Source organism: Acetobacter conturbans, assembly GCF_011516755.1.
Classification (GTDB): domain Bacteria; phylum Pseudomonadota; class Alphaproteobacteria; order Acetobacterales; family Acetobacteraceae; genus Acetobacter; species Acetobacter conturbans.
This window is the reverse complement of sequence record NZ_WOSY01000004.1, coordinates 218,824-232,036: the sequence shown is the minus strand read 5'-3', so window position 1 is coordinate 232,036 and position 13,213 is coordinate 218,824. Positions and strand designations below refer to the sequence as shown.

14 protein-coding genes are annotated in these 13,213 nt (G+C 60.0%); 8 read left to right on the top strand and 6 right to left on the bottom strand.

Going from position 1 to position 13,213, the window contains the following annotated elements:
- Positions 1-4: 4 nt before the first annotated feature.
- Positions 5-1,147, bottom strand: coding sequence for a glycerate kinase family protein (locus GOB81_RS06040; RefSeq protein ID WP_173569461.1), 1,143 nt, complete (start codon positions 1,145-1,147; stop codon positions 5-7).
- Positions 1,148-1,329: 182 nt separating this feature from the next.
- Complete coding sequence (locus tag GOB81_RS06035; RefSeq protein ID WP_173569460.1) at positions 1,330-2,847, bottom strand: succinate CoA transferase; 1,518 nt, start codon at positions 2,845-2,847, stop codon at positions 1,330-1,332.
- A 368-nt stretch (positions 2,848-3,215) separates the two neighbouring features.
- On the opposite strand from GOB81_RS06035, the gene GOB81_RS06030 reads away from it, so the two are divergent.
- The 4 genes from GOB81_RS06030 to gltA all read left to right on the top strand — a co-directional run bounded on the left by GOB81_RS06030 (position 3,216) and on the right by gltA (position 6,476).
- The gene (locus GOB81_RS06030; protein ID WP_173569459.1) at positions 3,216-3,968 is read left to right on the top strand and encodes a metallophosphoesterase; all 753 of its coding nucleotides are present in this window, start codon (positions 3,216-3,218) and stop codon (positions 3,966-3,968) included.
- A gap of 196 nt (positions 3,969-4,164) precedes the next feature.
- Entirely contained in the window at positions 4,165-4,476 is a 312-nt protein-coding gene (locus GOB81_RS06025) for a chorismate mutase (protein WP_338421325.1), read from the top strand.
- Positions 4,473-5,012: a SixA phosphatase family protein gene (locus GOB81_RS06020; RefSeq protein ID WP_173569457.1), complete on the top strand. Its 540-nt coding sequence runs from the start codon at positions 4,473-4,475 to the stop codon at positions 5,010-5,012. The genes GOB81_RS06025 and GOB81_RS06020 overlap by 4 nt, the downstream gene beginning before the upstream one ends.
- Before the next feature lie 171 nt (positions 5,013-5,183).
- On the top strand, positions 5,184-6,476 hold the full coding sequence (gene gltA / locus GOB81_RS06015) for a citrate synthase (RefSeq protein ID WP_173569456.1): 1,293 nt from the start codon (positions 5,184-5,186) through the stop codon (positions 6,474-6,476).
- 160 nt (positions 6,477-6,636) lie between these two features.
- Here gltA and GOB81_RS06010 read toward each other — a convergent pair whose 3' ends face one another.
- Together GOB81_RS06010 and GOB81_RS06005 are read right to left on the bottom strand one after the other, a co-directional pair.
- Positions 6,637-6,879 carry a hypothetical protein gene (locus GOB81_RS06010; RefSeq protein WP_338421319.1) on the bottom strand — a complete coding sequence of 81 codons (243 nt, stop codon included), beginning with the start codon at positions 6,877-6,879 and terminating at the stop codon, positions 6,637-6,639.
- Between the two features lie 112 nt (positions 6,880-6,991).
- Positions 6,992-7,915, bottom strand: coding sequence for an ELM1/GtrOC1 family putative glycosyltransferase (locus tag GOB81_RS06005; RefSeq protein ID WP_173569455.1), 924 nt, complete (start codon positions 7,913-7,915; stop codon positions 6,992-6,994).
- Between the two features lie 126 nt (positions 7,916-8,041).
- On the opposite strand from GOB81_RS06005, the gene GOB81_RS06000 reads away from it, so the two are divergent.
- Together GOB81_RS06000 and murI are read left to right on the top strand one after the other, a co-directional pair.
- Positions 8,042-8,797, top strand: coding sequence for an orotate phosphoribosyltransferase (locus GOB81_RS06000; protein WP_173569454.1), 756 nt, complete (start codon positions 8,042-8,044; stop codon positions 8,795-8,797).
- Positions 8,798-8,847: 50 nt separating this feature from the next.
- The gene (gene murI, locus GOB81_RS05995) at positions 8,848-9,678 is read left to right on the top strand and encodes a glutamate racemase (protein WP_173569538.1); all 831 of its coding nucleotides are present in this window, start codon (positions 8,848-8,850) and stop codon (positions 9,676-9,678) included.
- Positions 9,679-9,697: 19 nt separating this feature from the next.
- Here the strand turns inward: murI and GOB81_RS05990 are convergent, their stop codons facing one another.
- The gene (locus tag GOB81_RS05990) at positions 9,698-10,747 is read right to left on the bottom strand and encodes a polyprenyl synthetase family protein (protein ID WP_173569537.1); all 1,050 of its coding nucleotides are present in this window, start codon (positions 10,745-10,747) and stop codon (positions 9,698-9,700) included.
- Positions 10,748-10,868: 121 nt separating this feature from the next.
- Here GOB81_RS05990 and GOB81_RS05985 point away from each other — a divergent pair, with 121 nt between their 5' ends.
- Complete coding sequence (locus GOB81_RS05985; RefSeq protein WP_338421318.1) at positions 10,869-11,738, top strand: tRNA1(Val) (adenine(37)-N6)-methyltransferase; 870 nt, start codon at positions 10,869-10,871, stop codon at positions 11,736-11,738.
- Positions 11,739-11,948: 210 nt separating this feature from the next.
- Positions 11,949-12,503, top strand: coding sequence for a Dps family protein (locus GOB81_RS05980; RefSeq protein WP_173569453.1), 555 nt, complete (start codon positions 11,949-11,951; stop codon positions 12,501-12,503).
- A gap of 87 nt (positions 12,504-12,590) precedes the next feature.
- On the opposite strand, the gene GOB81_RS05975 is transcribed toward GOB81_RS05980, so the two are convergent.
- Positions 12,591-13,169 carry a tetratricopeptide repeat protein gene (locus GOB81_RS05975; protein WP_173569452.1) on the bottom strand — a complete coding sequence of 193 codons (579 nt, stop codon included), beginning with the start codon at positions 13,167-13,169 and terminating at the stop codon, positions 12,591-12,593.
- Positions 13,170-13,213: the final 44 nt, after the last annotated feature.

Below are 13,213 nucleotides of genomic sequence, written 5' to 3'. Positions count from 1 at the left end.
CAGCTTATTTCAGCGCCATACCGAGTCTGATCGCCGCCGCCACGTTGCGTGCCGCACCAGTCAGGTTAGGCCCAGCCTCCGCCAGTGCCTCGGGAAGTGAGCACGGCCGGGGCACCGTTCCAAAGACTGCTTCAATGCCGATGGCGTGGACACGCTCGACATCCGCGCCGAGCGAGCCGCCGAATGCTATGACAGGCTTGCCCAGTTTGCGGGCAACGGCTGCCACTCCGGCAGGTGTCTTGCCGCGAATGGTCTGGGCATCGATTCGCCCTTCCCCCGTGATGACCAGATCGACATCGGCGAGAAGCGCCTCAAGACCCAGTGTCTCACTGACAATTTCAAACCCCGGTCGCAGCCCTGCATTCAGGAACGCCAGTGCACCCGCCCCTGTTCCGCCAGCGGCACCTGCACCGGGAATCGCTGCTACATCTTTCCCGAGATCTTCCCGCAGCCTTTCAGCGTAAACACCCAGAGCCTCATCCAGCCGTTTCACAAGCTCAGGCGAAGCGCCTTTCTGTGGCCCGAATACCGCAGCAGCTCCCTCCTCGCCTAGGAGAGGATTATCCACGTCACACGCCACCTCGATGACACATTCAGCCAGCCGCGGTTCAAGACCGGAAATATCAATCTTCACCAGTTGCGCCAGCGGTAGCCCTCCCGGTTGCAGTTCCTGCCCTTCCCTGTCGAGCAGACGAACCCCAAGCGCCTGAGCCAGCCCGGCACCTCCGTCATTCGTGGCGCTCCCGCCCAGGCCGAGAATCAGATGACGGCATCCTTCATCAAGGGCTCTCCGGATCAGCTCGCCCACGCCGCGCGTCGTCGCTATTGCCGGATCACGCTGCTCTGCCGGCACCGATTCCAGTCCGGCCGCCGCCGCGATCTCGATGATGGCGGTGCGCCCGTCGCCCGTGATGCCGAAGAACGCTTCCACAGGCTGTCCCATGGGCCCCGTGGCAATCATCTCCACCCGCCGTCCCTTCGTGGCGCTCACGAGAGCAGCGACCGTTCCTTCCCCTCCATCAGCGGCGGGACACAGAACGAAGGAAGCTTCCGGAAACTCGGCGCGAAACCCATCGCTAATGGCGACAGCGACCGCTTCGGCCGTCAGGCTTTCCTTGAATGAGTCGCAAACAACGGCGATTTTCATGATGCCTCACCCTCACCAGTCAGCTTTCATTGAACGTCCAGCCATCACATCGGAATTCTCTGATGGATCAGATGGGATAAACCCATTTCACATCTGTTCGTTGCCGCTCACGATACTGAAATCAAAAAAAGGGCGCTCCTCAAAGCACCCTTTTTGGAAAAAACCTGCAACCCGAAAGGGCGTCAGCGCGGAAGCATGGACCCCGTCTCGATGAAACGCTCGTGCCAGGACAGCGCTTCCTTGAGCAGATGCGGCGTGTGCTTGCCGAACGACTCTTTTTTCGCGCGCGTCAGATAATCCAGCAGCAATGGCTTGTAAGTCGGATGCGCACAGTTGCGAATGACGACTTCGGCGCGCTGCACCGGCCCCAGGCCGCGCATGTCCGCCAGTCCCTGTTCCGTCACGATGATCTGGCTGTCCTGCATGATGTGATCGACATGCGCCGCCATAGGCACGATCGCCGAGATATGGCCGTCCTTCGCCGTGGAAGGCGTGAGGAAGATCGACAGGAAGGAGTTGCGGGCAAAATCGCCCGAGCCGCCGATGCCGTTCATCATTTTCGAGCCCATCACCCGGGTCGAGTTGACGTTGCCGTAAATGTCGGCTTCCAGCATGCCGTTCATGGCGATACAGCCCAGACGACGGATGATTTCGGCGTTGTTGCTGATGTCCTGCTGACGCAGGATGATCTTCTCGCGGAAGAACGAGATGCGGCGATTGATTTCCTCCACGGCGTCCGGACTCAGCGAGAAGGACGTGGCCGAGGCGATTTTCATCCGGCCATTATCCAGCATACGCAGCATGCCGTCCTGAATGACCTCGGAATAGCCCAGGAGGTTCTCGAACGGACCCTCGTTAAGGCCGTTCAGCACCGCGTTGGCGACGTTACCGACGCCCGACTGTAGCGGCAGCAGGTTCGCGGGCAGACGACCGACCTTTACCTCATGCTCGAAGAACTCAAGCAGATGCCCGGCGATATCCTTCGCCGCCTGATCGGGCGCTGCAAACGGTGCGTTCCGATCCGACTCATCGGTGCGGACAATGCCCACGATCTTGCCCGGATCGACCCGAAGGAAGGTCTCGCCAATGCGGTCATCGGCATTGCGAAGAGGAATGATGTCCCGGGGCGGGATACCGCTGATATTGCCCCGGAACACGTCATGCATGCCCTCAAGACCCTCGGGCTGCCATGAGTTGACCTCGATGATGACCTTCTCGGCCAGATCGAGGAACGTCTGGGAGTTGCCCACCGAGGAGGTCGGGACGATGCCACCATCTTCACGAATCGCGGTTGCTTCGACGATGGCGAAATCAAACTTGCCGTAATTGCCCTGTATGGCGCGAGGCGCGACGAGACCGAGATGCGTGTCGAAATATTCCGTCTCGCCGGAATTGATGTTGTTGCGCATGGCGGCGTCGGTGTTGAACGGAGAACGATAGGAAACGCCGTGGACTTTCGCGAGCGCCCCGTCCAACTGAGGTCCTGTGGACGCGCCGGTGACAAGACGAACCTTGAGTTCCTCGCCTTTTTCGGAAGCCTTGCTGATACGGTCGGCCAGTGCCATCGGCACGGCTTTTGGATAGGCGGCACCGGTAAAGCCACTGGTGCCAAGCGTTGCCCCATTTCCGATAAGGGCGGCGGCGGCCTCTGCTGGCATTTCCTTGGCGCGCAACGCCTGGCTACGGATACGATCAGTCATAAAACGTTCCAGTCCGGCTTCATGAATTCAACAGGTCCCGAGCCGCAGGCATCTCTGCCTGCGCTTCACGACCCAATCGGACAAAACAATCGGTGGTTCGGGCATCTTTCTGGCGTTACCCCGAAAACAACCGTTTGCACTCATCGCGATCATTGGTGTCCCCATCTACGCGCAATTCGGTCGCATGTGCGCGTCACATACTTGTGCGCAGGGGCTCAGTTTTGCCCATTCGAGATCGAATTCTCGTGAGGTCTCTTCGGGGTCTGGCGCAACGCTGCGTTATAAAAAGCAAAAAAATCGTGCGACCCTCTTCGCTCCGGAGAAAAATTGCCCAAATATGACAAGGAGATGCCGTAAGTGAGCGAGCCATGTACGATGAAGCAGAATTTCAGCGCTGTGTAGCTGGCCGACGCATCCGCGTCGTGGGAGACGTGCATGGCGATCTGGAAGCATTCCGGCATGCCGCTGCAACCGATCGTTTCATTGTACAGCTCGGCGATCTGGTCGATTATGGCCCTGACAGCGCCGGTGCGCTGCGTCTCATGGCCAGCATCATCGAGGAAAAGCGTGGCCTCTTTCTTCTTGGCAATCATGACCGCAAGCTTGGGCGTGCTCTGATGGGGCGCAAGCTGCGCCGTGACGCCCCGCTTGAAGCCACGCTTGAACAGCTTTTCGAATCACAGAATGCTGACGTGCTGGAACTGGCGTTGCCTATTCTGGCCGACGCGCCGACCTGGCTCAGACTCGGTCGACGAATCTTTGTCCACGCCGCTTTCCACACAGGCATGCTGTACGAATCCGGACCTCCGGGACTGGAAACCGTGTCTTCCCTGCTATCCCGAGCCCTTTTCGGCGAGGTCACCGGCAGAACCCAAGCTGACGGTTATCCGGAACGCCGACTCAACTGGGTGGACCACATTCCTGCGGGTCACACCGTTTATTGCGGCCACGATCGCCGCTCCACGGACGGTCGTCCCTGGGTGAAACATGGCAGAAACGGCGGAACGGCGGTCTTTGTCGATACGGGCGCGGGCAAAGGGGGCCATCTGGCATGGATCGACCTGCCGGACGAGAAGCCGGATATGCCGGATTATCCAACCCCCTCTTCATTCTGGGAGTGAATTTGTCTGCTGTGCGGCCGAACGGGACTTAACGCTTTGACAGGAAGGCTGACCGCGTGGTGAATCACCCTTATCGTTCCCGTTGCATGGCTGCTGTGATGAGGCATGTAACGAGATGATCCGGAACCCACGACAGGACAATCAAGGCGTGACTTCAGCCCCTGCGGACAAGACGGCGCAAGACGCAGTCGACCAGATCAACCCCGGCGCGGAACTGGCTGGACTCCGCCAGAGCATCGACAATATCGACATGGCTCTGGTGGCCATGCTGGCGGAACGGTTCCGCTGCACACAGGCCGTCGGCAAGCTGAAAGCCCGTTACTGCATGCCCCCGGCGGATCCGGCCCGTGAGAAGCAGCAGATCGCGCGTCTGCGCCAGTTAGCCAGTGACGCGAAGCTTGATCCTGATTTCGCTGAGAAATTCCTGAACTTCATTATTCGGGAAGTCATCCGGCATCATGAAGCCATCGCCCGTCAGCAGGACGGTGTGACAGAGACCTCCTCATGATCAGACCGGTCGCGCATCGTCTCCTTCTATTAAGGCATTGCGAAGCGGCCCCGGCCGCAGCCGGCGATTTCGGCACGAAGGGCGATCTCGCCCGTCCGCTGACTGAAGCTGGCCACAAAATGGCAAGAGCACGGGGCGAAAGCATGAGACGCACCGGTCTCGTTCCCGATCTGGTCCTGTGCAGTCCCGCGATGCGCACGCGGCAGACTTATGCCGGGCTCCTGCCGTTCGGGAACAGCGCGCGACCGGAGATCCGCATCGAGCCAACTCTCTATCTTGCGGCTCCCGATGAACTTCTGGCTCGACTGCGCGCTACTCCCGATGAGGTGCACACCATCCTCCTCGTTGGTCACAACCCCGGTCTCCCTGCCCTCGCCCGCTACCTGAACGGCGTTGAGAGCGCGCTCGAATCTGATTTTGCACTCGGCACGCTGGCCACCTTCCATGTCGAGGTGGAGGAGCATGAGTCGGTGGCCCTTGCATGGAAATCTCTCGGCCCAAAAACCGCGTGGCTTGAGTCGTTCTCGCAAAATTGAGCTGGAATCGCCCTCGGAAGTCCCGCCTCTCAACAAGGTGACGCATTTGTGGCCGTTCCGAGGCTTCCGGTTTTACCCATGATCGGGAACAGTCTGCCCGACGCCACAGCGCAACGGCGCGTGGCCCGATTGTTTCAGAGTAGCGCAAATTCAAGCGCGTCGGAGGAAGCTGTGACGGGAACAACTGCCAGCATCAAAATCGGTGAGACCTCGGCTGAACTGCCGATTCTCAAGGGGACTCTCGGACCGGAGGTCGTTGATATCCGTCGTCTGACCCATGATACGGGCGTGTTCACGTTCGACCCGGGTTATGGTGAAACGGCATCTTGCGTAAGCAAGATAACGTTCATCGACGGCGATAAGGGCATTCTGCTTCATCGCGGATACCCCATTGAGCAACTGGCCGAACATGCCTCCTATCCGGAGGTGATCTATCTGCTGCTCAACGGCGAACTGCCGAACAAGAGCCAGCATGAGACGTTCGTGAATACGCTTACGAACCACACGCTGCTTCATGAGCAGATCCGTAATTTCTTCAACGGCTACCGTCGAGATGCCCACCCGATGGCAATCCTTTGCGGGACGGTCGGTGCTCTTTCGGCTTTCTATCCGGATGCCAACGACATCTCGCGTTCGGAAAGCCGCGACCTGTCGGCCATGCGCCTGATCGCCAAGATCCCGACGATCGCTGCATGGGCTTACAAATACACCATCGGCGAGCCGTTCGTTTATCCGCGTAATGACCTGAATTACGCGGAAAACTTCCTCTCGATGATGTTTGCGCGTCCTTCAGAGCCTTACAAGGTCAATCAGGTGCTGGCTCGTGCCATGAACCGGATCCTGATCCTGCACGCCGATCACGAGCAGAATGCCTCCACGTCGACCGTCCGTCTGGCCGGATCGACGGGTGCCAATCCGTTCGCCTGTATCGCAGCTGGTATCGCGGCGCTGTGGGGACCTGCACATGGTGGCGCGAATGAAGCCGTCCTGAAGATGCTCTCCCGCATCGGCTCGAAGGACAACATCCCGGACTTCATTTCCAAGGTGAAGGACAAGAACAGCGGTGTGAAGCTGATGGGCTTCGGGCATCGCGTCTACAAGAACTTCGACCCTCGGGCGAAGATCATGCAGGCGACCTGTCACGAAGTGCTCTCCGAACTCGGCATCAAGGACGACCCGCTGCTTGATCTGGCCGTGGAGCTCGAAAACATCGCCCTGAGCGACGATTATTTCGTGCAGCGCAAACTATATCCGAACGTGGATTTCTACTCGGGCATCATTCTGAAGGCGATGGGTATCCCGACCAGCATGTTCACGGTGCTGTTCGCCGTCGCCCGCACCACCGGCTGGATCAGCCAGTGGAAAGAAATGATCGAAGAACCGGGCCAGCGGATCAGCCGCCCCCGGCAGCTTTACATGGGCTCGCCCCAACGCGATCTCTTGCCGCTCGACAAGCGGAGCTGAAACGAGCGAGGCCACCCTACGGGGTGGCCTTTTTCATAACGGCTGCTACATTTCCCCAGCTTGGAAGCCGGACACTGAGCCGGGTTCCCGATCACGGTCGGCATAAAAAAAACAGGCTGCCCGAAAGCAGCCTGTTGAGAAACTTGCCTGGCGCGAAGCGTCAGTTTTTGACGCAGTCGCAGCCGACCGTTGGGCCCGGCTTCTCCTTGACCACATGGTGATCAATCCATTCGGATACGAGACGTCTGGCCTCGTTCACGGAAGCTTCCGGATGATGGATACGATACAGGGTCGTGCAGGAATTGAATGCCGAAACGTCATTCGTCCCGACCTGCTTGAGCTCCTGATAGGCCGTGATCACCGCCCGTTCGCAGTTCCGTGCTATCCGACTGGCATCGACCACAACCGATATCCTTTAAATTGATAATCATTCTCAACTACGCACAGTATACCTGAGAAAGTCACAAGTCCGCAACCCGCAGGCAACGTAAATGATAGGGACGAGTCGGATTTGTTCAGATCGATTCGAGGAGAGCGAAACGTCGTTTGATAATGAACGCCACCCGCCCGGCCTCATCGAGTGGTTTGCGTGGCCAGGGAGAAAAATCAGAGTCGAATACACGGATGTTGTCCTGCTCGATGAGCGAACGCGCAAACCGGCCATAGGCTCCCAGTCGACCGGGCACGTGCCCGAGGAAGACGGGCAACGAACTCGCCGCCACTTCGACCAGAGTGGAGATACGGGAGCCATACACAATCACGGCGTCCGCACAGGCGATAAAACCGAGACTCGGATCATCATCGGGTTCGCCATGTCGCCAGACGAGCTTGAAACATGACCCCAGCGCATTGACGAAGCTTTCCACCATCTCGTTGGGCACGCTGGCTCCGACCGCAATCAGGATTGAGCCTCCAAAAGTTCTCAGGGCCATTTCAAGCTGACGTCCTGCGGTCACCACCTCCTCATTGACGGCATTCCAGCCGCTCTCAAGCCGGACGGCAATGCGCGGTTGCGGCAGATGTTCAAGACGCTCCTGCCACAACCGCCCGGCCCGCTCGTAAAGCTCGGGGGACACCACGCTCAGCGGTCCCAGAACGGGAATCACATGCACGTTCGTGGTTTCGTAGGGGTGGAAGGCGGAGAGCACGGTCTCATCGAACAGCCGACTAAAAGCCAGAGTGGCCGCCCCTCTCATGCCGCAATGAACGACGGGCACCTGCATCTTGCGTCGCAAGGAAAGACCGGCGAGCCCCGCTTTCACGCCCGCTGTGAGAATGAGGCCCGGAAGGGGCCAGTCCTCTTCCCGCAGTTGCGCGTCTTTCAGGCGGAGGAACGTACACCCCAGCCGTCCGGCAAGCGCGTGTGCGGGTCCAATTCCGCCCGGCTGGCCGGTTTCAAGAACCCACACCGAGGTCTGGCGTGCACCCTCACTCGGCATCAGCCGGATGTCCGCCCGAAGACGATCGGAATCGAAAAAGGGTTTTCAACTGTCGGCAATGGATTTTCCGCCTGTGTGGGGCTATTCCACGTCGACGCTGACGAATGCGCACGAGGATAGAGGAGCATGAAGCACATGATCGAACAGGAATCGGTTCTCGGCAATGACGCGTCAGCGTGGGACCGGGATGCAGCACTGACAACAGCGCGACTGCTGCTGGAAATCAAGGCGATCAATTTTCGTCCGGAAGACCCTTACACCCTGACGTCCGGCTGGAAATCACCGGTTTATATCGACTGCCGCCGTATCATATTCTTTCCCCGCGCCCGGGCCAAGATCATGGAACTGGGCGTCGAGAAGATCGGCCGTCATGTCGGCTATGAAAGCATCGACGCTGTGGTCGGCGGCGAGACGGCGGGCATTCCCTTCGCCGCGTGGTTCGCGGATCGCATGATGACGCCCATGGCCTATGTGCGGAAAAAGCCGAAAGGTTTTGGTCGCAACGCCCAGATCGAAGGCGATGTGCCGGAAGGCATGCGCACCCTGCTGGTTGAGGATCTGACCACGGATGGCGCTTCCAAGATCGGATTCGCCAAGGCGCTGCGCGATGCAGGGGCCATTCTTGAGCACACTTTCGTCATATTTTTCTATGGCGTGTTCCCCGGTGCGCACAAAACACTCTCTGAGATGGGCATCACGCTGCACTCACTCTGCACATGGTGGGACGTGCTCGAAGCCTGCGCCGAGCGCCCCTATTTCTCCGAAGGGGCCGCTGCTGAGGTTCGTCGCTTCCTTGAAGATCCGTGCGGCTGGTCCGCCCGCCATGGCGGCGTCGGCAGTCTCGAAGAAGCTCTGGCACTGAAGACCGCCCGCGACTCCTGAGTGCCGTGACACAGGCCGCTCTCGTTACTGGCGTCGGACAGGCGGGGGAAATCATTTCCCCCTCTCCGGCTCAGGGTTGCATTCTGGCGTTCGATTCCGGCATCGGCGGACTCGGCATCGTGGCGGCCCTGCGTCGTCGCCTGCCCGATGCCCACATCGATTATATCGCCGATACCGCGCTCTTTCCTTATGGAGAGCAGGAAGACGGCTTTCTCTGTCGCCATATCGTTACGCTGCTGAGCGAGGCCGTCCGCGCCCTGAAACCGGATGTCGTAGTAGTGGCATGCAACACGGCCAGCACGCTCGCTCTCGCCGCTTTGCGTGACGCCTGCCCCGACACGCCGTTCATCGGTTGTGTCCCCGCCATCCGCTGGGCGGCCCGCATCAGTCACAGTCGCGTCATCGGGCTGCTTGCCACGCGGGCGACCGTTCGCCGCCCCTATGTCGCTTCCCTTCGGGAACAGTTCGCCCCTGACTGCATGCTGATCGCGCATGGAGCGCGTCACCTGGCGGACTATGCCGAGCAGGCATTTCGGGGAAAAGAAGTAGATCCGGCGCTGATCAAACAGGAAGTAGCAGGCCTTTTTGGGCAGCCAGAAGGTAATCGCATCGATGCCGTCGCGCTTGGCTGCACCCACTACACGTTCGTGCTCGAAGCCCTGCGAGCCGCATCACCTGACCATGTTGCGTGGCTCGATCCTGCGGATGCCGTCGCCAGACAGACTGTAACGGTGCTGGAGACACTCACCTGCGCCTCGGCTGGCCAATCCACCAGAACAGAAAGCCTCTGGTTCACCGCGCCGCCTGCTGATGCCACCCTGCTGGCAGAGCATCTGCGGCCGTTCGGCTATCAGCACGCCGAACTCTGGCCCTCTCGATAACCGAAGCCGCCAGTCGGGCTCAGCGCGCCCGATCGACGGTGTAAATCGCTACATCCTTCAGCAACTGCCGCAGCGGCTCCATGTCAGCGTTGGCTGCGCGACTGGCTTTGGACGTCTTGTCCAGCGCATCGCTCGCTGCCTGAGCATACTCACGCGCCTTGTCCAGCGTCACATCAATGGCGCCGCTCCGGGCAATGAGTGCGAAAGCACGATCAAGATCGCCTTCTTCCTGCTCTTCATTGTTCTCGATAGTGCGCAGCCAGAAAGCCCGGTCTTCCTCGTCTCCGGCATGATAGGCCGCCAGAACCGGCAAGGTGACTTTCCCCTCATGGAAATCGTCACCAACGGTCTTGCCCAGCACGGCCTGATCTGCGGAATAATCCAGCGCATCGTCCACAAGCTGGAAGGCCATCCCGAGATTGGCGCCATACTGACGTAGCGCTTCACGGGTCTGCTCATCCGCTTTGGCGACCACCGCACCCGTCTCGCAGGCAGCGGCGAACAGGGCGGCCGTCTTGCCGTAGATGACCTGAAGGTAGCGATCCACGGTCGTGGAGAGATCGTTCTGCGTGGTCATCTGCATGACCTCGCCCTCGGCCAGTGTCGCGGAAGCGGCGGACAGGATCGCCATGACAGGCAACGAGCCGTCGGCCGTCAGAATCTGGAAGGCGCGGGCGAACAGGAAGTCACCCACCAGCACGGACGCTTTGTTGCCGAACACGGCGTTCGCACTGGCCAGACCACGCCGTAACAGGCTGTTGTCCACCACATCGTCATGCAGCAGAGTCGCCGTATGAATGAATTCCACACAGGCGGCCACGCCGACATGCCGCATGGCTTCACCGTGTTCGCGATATCCCGCGACACGCGCCGCTGCGAGCACGAGCAACGGACGCAGCCTCTTACCGCCAGCCGCCACCAGATGAGCCGCAAGCTGTGGAATGAGCGGAACGTCGCTTGCCATACGGGCAATGATTTCCCGGTTGCAGGCGGTCATGTCATCCGCGAGATAATCCGCCAGCGATTTGAGGACATTTTCGCTGTCGCGGGGTTTCGCAGAATCATCCATACGCGCGCCGCCACGGGACTGCTCCACGGTTCTTTCCGCATCCGGGCTTGCGGTGCCCTCCGTATTCGGCAGATTTACTGCAACGCGCAAATGACTTTCTCCCGAAAAAGGGACCCTACCAGTGCAACCATATGAGCGGCGCTCCAGAGGCGGTCAAGCTGTCCTCCCTGCAAACCCGCCTCTTTCCGGTCTTCCGGAGACCACAAACGGCACACTTCTGGGAGGACAGATTGCCTACCATCAGTTCCGGCAAGGTTACCGCACGGGCCTCGAACCTGTTCTAATGGCCGCCCTTGTTCCTGCTCGTCCAGGAGAGCGGGTGCTGGAGGCGGGATGCGGCGCGGGCGCGGGGCTGCTATGCCTGACGGCAAGGATACACGGACTAACCGCGACGGGAGTCGAGCTCGACCCTGAGACCGCAGCCCTTGTCAGAGCGAATCTCATCCTCAATGAACGCACTGGCGTCGAAATCGTTCACGGTGACATCAGCGATGCGCCTGCAATGTTTCGTAACCGGGCTCCCGGCTTTGAGCACCGATTCGATCATGTGTTCGCCAATCCCCCCTGGCACCGCGTGGATACGACACCCTCCCCCGAATCAAAACGAGACAGGGCGCGTCGTGCCGGAAAGGACACCTGCCAGAAATGGATCGCCACCCTTGCCTCTCTCCTGAGGCAAAAAGGCTCCCTCACGTTGGCGCTCCCCACAAGCCGACTGGCGGAAGCTCTGGCTGTCTGTGAGCGCGTCCGCATCGGCAGCACGGAAATCGTGCCGCTCTGGGCGCATCGTGAAGAAGAAGCCCGCATCATACTTGTGAGGGGACGCCTGGGGGGAAACGCGGGCTCACGCATCCTGCCCGGACTGGTCCTTCACCAGCCGAATGGCAGCTTTACGCCCGAGGCAGAAGCCATCTTGCGGGCTGGCCATCCCCTGTTCCCGAACGCTTTCCGAAAAGCCTGCCCTGCCCCCGTTCCGCCGCCTCTGACGTGAGGTCGAACGCTCCCTGCGTCGTCATGAGAATGTTATGTGATAATGGCTGCCCAGCTCTCCGGCAGCACACCCTTCGCTTGACATAGGCTTCCGATAAACGGCTGCATACGGCGTGCAGTTTGCGAAAGCTGCATCCCGTTTCCGGCTGCTGACGGAATCCACTGGTGGATTGGCCGCCCACGCGCCGGACAAGCCTAGGGAAAAGATTCAATGACCAAATCACCTACCGCCGCCAAGGCGTCGCAGGCTCATTCAGCCGAGGTTCGTCATTATCTTGGTACGCCGAGCGATCTGCCCAGAGAGGGCGTCGAAAACATCTCCGCTGCGCTGCGTGCGCTGCTGGCCGATGTCTTCGCCCTTTATCTCAAGACGAAGAATTTTCACTGGCATATGAGCGGTCGCCATTTCCGTGATCTGCATCTCCTGCTCGACGAGCAGAGTGCCCAGATTCTCGCGACAACCGATCCTCTCGCCGAACGCGCCCGTAAAATCGGCGGCCTGACGCTGCATTCGATCGGCGAGATCAGCCGCCTCCAGCGCATCAGCGACAATGACGCGGAATATGTCGATGCGCCGGACATGATCGCCGAGCTGTGTGAGGACAACAAGCAACTGGTCGCTGCCATGCGGCAGGTCCACGGCCTGACCAGCGATGTCGGTGACTGCGCCACCACAAGCCTGCTTGAGAACTGGATCGACGAAGGCGAGCGTCGCACATGGTTCCTGTTCGAAGCCACGCGGACCACGTTCGGCGCGAACGCCTGATAACGACACAAAAGGCGATCGCCTGTCGCCAATTGCCTGCGAAGAACGGAAGAGGCAGCAGCCTCTTCCTTCTTTTTTGCCCTTAGCTCAGGTCGGTCGACCAAAAGCCTTCAGGCGCAGTTTTTCAAACATCTTTCCGGCGCCCGGAAGCTGCGGATCAAGTTCCATGACCCGCTGCCAGGCTTTCAGGGCAGCCTGATCGTCTCCGGCGGCATCTTCAGTCGTCGCCAGAGTCTGCCAACTGATGGCGTCCTCGCCATCATGCTGGAGAGCAACGCCGAGATCGCTGATCGCCCCGCTGGTATCGCCACCCGCCAGACGCGCCTGCGCACGGAGCCGCCAGAGCACCGCCACGTCAGCCTGCAATGAAAGGGCCGCGCCAAAATCCTCAATGGCGTCACCGGGCTTTTCCTCACCCAGTTCGCGCATGGCACGGCGTACCAGCAACAACGTAGCCGGCCGGATCGCTTTTGTCCGCAGCCCTTCGAGCTGATCCCGGATCTGCGCCGCTTCCGTCTCGTTCTTCGCCTTCGCCAGCTGCGCCACGAGCGCGGCTCTCTGGGTCTGTCCGGCTATGGTGGCGGGATCGGGCAATGGCGCCGCATGAGCCTGCGGGAGCGTAAGGAGGATTACGCCTGAGATCACAGCGGGGAAAATTCTGTTCACGAAACAAAAAAACCCGTCGCGCTGTTCCGTTGCCAGAATCTGCG